Raw genomic sequence first — 4,944 nt, 5'->3', positions numbered from 1 at the left:
AAATGACGTGCCGCCACGCACAGTGGCTAATAGTGATAAAAAACACAGCTAACTCGCGCAGACCACTAAGGCCGAAAGCCGCAACCCAGCACCACCCCCGCCCCACGAGCACTCACCCCCCCAAAGTGCGAACGAAAACCTACCTGACTCCAGCCCCGATCAACCCGCCTGCTGCCGCGCCCGCAACGGTCCCGATCGGACCACCGGTCAGCACATAACCCAACGCGCCGCCGGCAGCCGCCCCAATCCCCGCGTGCGCCTGCGTACGGCTCATCGCACATGCCGAAAGCGAAGCGACAAACACACCAATCGCCGCAACCCGTGCAACCCGAAACGAAACCCGCGTGATCTTGCTCATGGTGAAATCTTCCTTTTTATCGTCGATACCGCTCGCATCCCAAACCTTTCAATTTCATTATTTCAGAACGCGAAGCTATCTTAAAATCCTCCCACCATTGCCGACAACGCGATTTACCTCCCGTTACGCCCGATACATCCGGTATCGAAACGCCCATGACCCGGTTACAGACTCAGCCGATGCAAGCCGCAAATCCGGACGGCGCGCACAGGTGTCGCAGCCGCGCCGCACATCGCGGCAAAATGGCGGCCCGCGCTGTCCCGACCCTGTTGCTAAGGTAGAATCGAAAGATCAGATAAGTCTTACCGAACGCAAGCCGCACGTCTTCAACGCTAGCGCCCTCGTCCGCTCTCTCTTTCTCGCATGAACACCGATCGCAACGACGCACCGGCGGTAAATAATTTCATCCGCAATATCATTGACGAAGACAATCGCAACGACAAATGGTCGCAGCGGGTCGAGACGCGTTTTCCGCCCGAGCCGAACGGCTATCTGCACATCGGCCATGCGAAGAGCATTTGCGTCAATTTCGGCATCGCCGGGGATTACGGTGGCGTCTGTCACCTTCGTTTCGACGACACGAATCCGGAAAAGGAAAGCGTCGAATACGTCGATTCCATCATCGACGCCGTCAAGTGGCTCGGCTTCGACTGGAATAAGGACGGCACCGAACACCTGTATTTCGCGAGCGATTACTACGACCAGCTGTATGAATTCGCGGAGCTGTTGATCGAGCGCGGCCAGGCGTACGTAGATAGCCAGTCGGCCGAAGAAATGCGTCTGACGCGCGGTTCGGCCCAGGAACCCGGCAAGAACTCGCCGTTCCGCGACCGCACGCCCGAAGAGAATCTCGACCTGTTCCGCCGCATGAAAGCGGGCGAATTCAAGGAAGGCGAGCATGCGCTGCGCGCGAAGATCGACATGGCGTCGCCGAATTTCAACATGCGCGACCCGGTCATCTACCGGATTCGTTTCGCGCATCATTACAGGACCGGCGACAAGTGGTGCATCTACCCGATGTACGACTACACGCATTGCGTATCGGACGCGCTCGAGAACATCACGCATTCGCTGTGCACGCTCGAATTCGAAGATCACCGACCGCTCTACGACTGGTTCCTGAATCAGCTCGCCGATGACGGCAAGTTCACGCGTCCGCTACCGCAGCAAATCGAGTTTTCACGGCTCAATCTGACCTACGCCATCACCAGCAAGCGCAAGCTGCTTCAACTGGTGACGGAAAATCACGTCGACGGCTGGGACGATCCGCGCATGCCGACTATCGTGGGTGTGCGGCGTCGCGGTTTCACGCCGGAAAGCATTCGCCTCATGTGCGACCGCGTCGCCGTGACGAAGGTGGATTCGTGGATCGACATGAGCGTGCTGGAAGGTGCGTTGCGCGACGATCTCGACGAAAAGGCGCCGCGTGCAATCGCGGTGCTCGATCCGCTCAAGCTGATCATCGACAACTATCCGGAAGGCACGAGCGAAACCTGTAGCGCGCCGGTTCATCCGCATCACCCCGAGCGCGGCACGCGTGAATTCCCGTTCTCGCGGGAACTGTGGATCGAGCGCGAAGACTTCCAGGAAGCACCGAAGAAAGGCTATTTCCGCTTGTTCCCGGGCAACAAGGTGCGGCTGAAGTACGGCTTCGTGGTGGAATGCACGGGCGCGGACAAGGACGAAAACGGCAACATCACGGCTGTGCATTGCACGTATTTCCCCGACAGCAGGTCCGGCACGGAAGGCGCAAACGGCTACAAGGTCAAGGGCACCATCCATTGGGTCAGCGCAGAAGGCGCGTACGAAGCCGAAGTGCGACTCTATGACCGCCTCTTCAAGGAGCCGCAACCGGGCGCGGGCGGTGCGGAATTCCTCGACGCACTGAACCCGGATTCGAAGCGCATCGTGCGCGCTTATCTCGAACCGGGCGCGCGCAACGCAAACGCCGAAGATCGCTACCAGTTCGAACGCCACGGGTATTTCGCGGCCGACCGTGTCGATTCGAAGCCCGGCATGCCGGTGTTCAATCGCATCGTCAGCCTGCGCGATAGCTGGACCAAGCCGGCTTAAAGCCATCGGCGCGTCCGCCGGACGCACGCACATGTTGTGGGGGATGCTTTGCAACTCACCTTGCCAAGATCGTTCGTCCGCGCGTGGCGCGCATCGTGCGCGTTTGCGCTGCTAATCGCGGCGCAAACGGCTTTCGCAAGCACAGCCGACCCGTCCTCGCCTACGTTACGCAAGATCGCCGAGAACGACACCATCGTCCTCGGCGTGCGCGAGTCGTCGGTCCCGTTCTCCTATCTCGACGCCAAGCAGCGGCCCATCGGCTATTCGCAGACCATTGCGCTCAAGATAGTCGACGAAGTCAGGCGCCGGTTGCAAACACCCCGCCTCGCGGTTAGCACGGTGGTCATCACATCGGCGAATCGATTCTCGTATGTGATCAATCACCAGATCGATCTGGAGTGCGGCTCGACCGCCCATATTCGCGACCGCGAACAACTGGTGGCGTTCTCGAACAGCTTCTTCGATTACAGCATCCGGATGGTGGTGAAGCGCAAATCGGGCATCCGCAACTACGCCGATCTCGCCGGCAAGACAGTATCGACAACAGCCGGCACATCCGACGAACAGTTGCTGCGGGAACTGTCGCTGAAACAGAACCTCGATCTGCGGATCATCAGCGCGAAAGACCACGCAGAAGGTTTCGACGCGTTGAAGACCGGCCGCGCCGTGGCGTTCGTGATGGACGATCCGTTGCTGTATGGAAAGATGGCACAGGAAGGTCCGGCTCAACACGAGTACATGGTCACCGGCGATCCTCTGGCACACGAGTCCTATGCATGCATCATGCGCAAGGGCGACCCGGTCTTCAAGAAACTAGCCGATGGCGTCATTGCCGGCATGGAGCGCTCAGGCGAAGCCGCGAGACTCTACGACACGTGGTTCATGCAGCCCATTCCACCCGACAACATCAACTTGCGGTTTCCGCTTTCACCGGAAATGAAAGCGTTGTTCGCTAATCCGAACGACCGCGCATCCGATGACTAATGGTGGGCCACGCCCTCAGGCTCACGCAAGCGTCTGATGCAATTCGGCAAGCGACAGCGTGGTCTGGAAAAGGCGCGCGAGACTACGGCTTGCGTACTGATCGACATCGGCGGGCGTGACCCATCTGTACGCGTCCATCTCAGGGATCATCGTGCCGTCCCGGCGACGCGGAAAATACGATTCGCAGACGCACTCTTCGAGCTTTACTTCGTTGTCGGTCATTCGCACCGCGAACAGATGCAGGTCCTTGTCGCGGCGATAAACAAAGCGCCCCAGATCCTTCAGCCGCTCCGCCTCGAGCACGATCCCGGTCTCTTCAACGAGTTCCCGCAACGCCGCTTCCACCGGTTGTTCGTCCGGCTCGCCCTGACCTTTTGGAATATCCCAGTGCGACGTCTCGGTCGCGTGACACAGCAACACGTCCCCTTGCGTGTTCAGAATCACGACGCCGCACGAAACTGTCCGGTCGGCCATCAAGCGGCCTTCCGGATTCGCGATACTGCGTGAGAAGTGCCCACGGGCTGGTTGAAACAGGTCACTGTTTCAACAATGCCCATTTACCGCCGTCCGGCTTGCAGACGGTGGGTGCCCAGGTTTGCGTCTGGCCCTTGGCGTAAGCCACCATGGTGAGCTTGCGACAGTTACGGTCACCGTTCTTGTTCGTATCCGATGGCGTGATCAAGCCTTTGATTGCGACGGGGTTGCCCGCGCCTTCGTTGTTCCAGTCGAGTGACTCACCGTCCTGCTTGGTGTCGAGCGCCGAGTGCGCCGCGTTGTTGAGCGCCTGCAAGTCGCGCTGCTGCATGTACGTGATGGGCGTGTTGTTGAGAAACCCAAGGTTGGCCGCCTGTGCCGCGCCGCTGGCAAGCACAACGCAGCTTGCGATCAATTGCACGGAAATGCGCTGGAGCGCGCGAGTTGGATATGACATTGAAACACTCTCTCTCGTCGATATTGATATTGAATGGGCTTTCGTCGTTATAGCGTTCGTTATTCGCGCTATTTGCGTTTCGGAAACGATCAAGACCAACTGATAAATAGCGATAGACAGGCGTCGAGGATAGCATGAGGTCACAAAGGTTTCGCAAGCGCCGAACCGCCGCCAAATGGCCATGCAGTGTGATTTTCAGATCAAATTAAGACTATCTCAGATGTGTCCGATAGAGCCATTGGAGGCAGAAAACTATCATCGGAAGCTTGTCGACTTCGCGTCAAATCCGATCATGGACACCCTTCTCGCTACCGCCCTGACTCCCACGCTTTATGGCTGGATGTGCTTCACCATTATCGCGTGTGCGATCGTGATGCCCAAGGGCGTGATAGCCATGGATCGAATGCTGGCCAGACGGCCTGAACGGTCGGGCTGGCCCCATGCACCCGAAGTGCTTGAAGCGATCAAACCGTCGATCTGGCCGCGCGTCATGACCGCCATCGGCAGCGTACTTTTGTTCGCCGCATTGCTCACGCTGATGTTTTTATCAGGTTGCGCGAAAGACCTCGGCCTTCAGGCCGGAGATGGACAGCGCGCC

General features: G+C 58.7%; 6 protein-coding genes. 3 read left to right on the top strand and 3 right to left on the bottom strand.

Features of this window, described 5'->3' with window-relative positions:
- Positions 1-139: 139 nt before the first annotated feature.
- Entirely contained in the window at positions 140-358 is a 219-nt protein-coding gene (locus tag M0D69_RS43395; protein ID WP_301787938.1) for an ornithine acetyltransferase, read from the bottom strand.
- A gap of 363 nt (positions 359-721) precedes the next feature.
- Here M0D69_RS43395 and M0D69_RS43390 point away from each other — a divergent pair, with 363 nt between their 5' ends.
- A complete protein-coding gene (locus M0D69_RS43390) occupies positions 722-2,431 on the top strand; it encodes a glutamine--tRNA ligase/YqeY domain fusion protein (protein ID WP_301787937.1) in 1,710 nt (569 codons plus the stop codon).
- A gap of 108 nt (positions 2,432-2,539) precedes the next feature.
- Positions 2,540-3,415, top strand: coding sequence for a transporter substrate-binding domain-containing protein (locus tag M0D69_RS43385; protein ID WP_301787939.1), 876 nt, complete (start codon positions 2,540-2,542; stop codon positions 3,413-3,415).
- 21 nt (positions 3,416-3,436) lie between these two features.
- Here M0D69_RS43385 and M0D69_RS43380 read toward each other — a convergent pair whose 3' ends face one another.
- Together M0D69_RS43380 and M0D69_RS43375 are read right to left on the bottom strand one after the other, a co-directional pair.
- Entirely contained in the window at positions 3,437-3,889 is a 453-nt protein-coding gene (locus M0D69_RS43380; protein ID WP_301787936.1) for an NUDIX domain-containing protein, read from the bottom strand.
- A gap of 61 nt (positions 3,890-3,950) precedes the next feature.
- A complete protein-coding gene (locus M0D69_RS43375; RefSeq protein WP_301787935.1) occupies positions 3,951-4,346 on the bottom strand; it encodes an RT0821/Lpp0805 family surface protein in 396 nt (131 codons plus the stop codon).
- Positions 4,347-4,638: 292 nt separating this feature from the next.
- Here M0D69_RS43375 and M0D69_RS43370 point away from each other — a divergent pair.
- Positions 4,639-4,944, top strand: a 306-nt coding sequence (locus tag M0D69_RS43370; RefSeq protein ID WP_301787934.1) for a hypothetical protein, incomplete at its 3' end; no start/stop codon positions are given.

Origin of the sequence: Caballeronia sp. SEWSISQ10-4 2, from assembly GCF_030464885.1 — a bacterium.
Classification (GTDB): domain Bacteria; phylum Pseudomonadota; class Gammaproteobacteria; order Burkholderiales; family Burkholderiaceae; genus Caballeronia.
The sequence above is the reverse complement of the archived record's forward strand: the minus strand, read 5'-3'. Positions and strand labels throughout refer to the sequence as shown.

Bases quoted from the DNA above. Each gene is read 5' to 3' on its own strand.
- M0D69_RS43395 (WP_301787938.1), bottom strand. From the start codon at position 358: ATGAGCAAGATCACGCGGGTTTCGTTTCGGGTTGCACGGGTTGCGGCG.
- M0D69_RS43390 (WP_301787937.1), top strand. From the start codon at position 722: ATGAACACCGATCGCAACGACGCACCGGCGGTAAATAATTTCATCCGC.
- M0D69_RS43380 (WP_301787936.1), bottom strand. From the start codon at position 3,889: ATGGCCGACCGGACAGTTTCGTGCGGCGTCGTGATTCTGAACACGCAA.
- M0D69_RS43375 (WP_301787935.1), bottom strand. From the start codon at position 4,346: ATGTCATATCCAACTCGCGCGCTCCAGCGCATTTCCGTGCAATTGATC.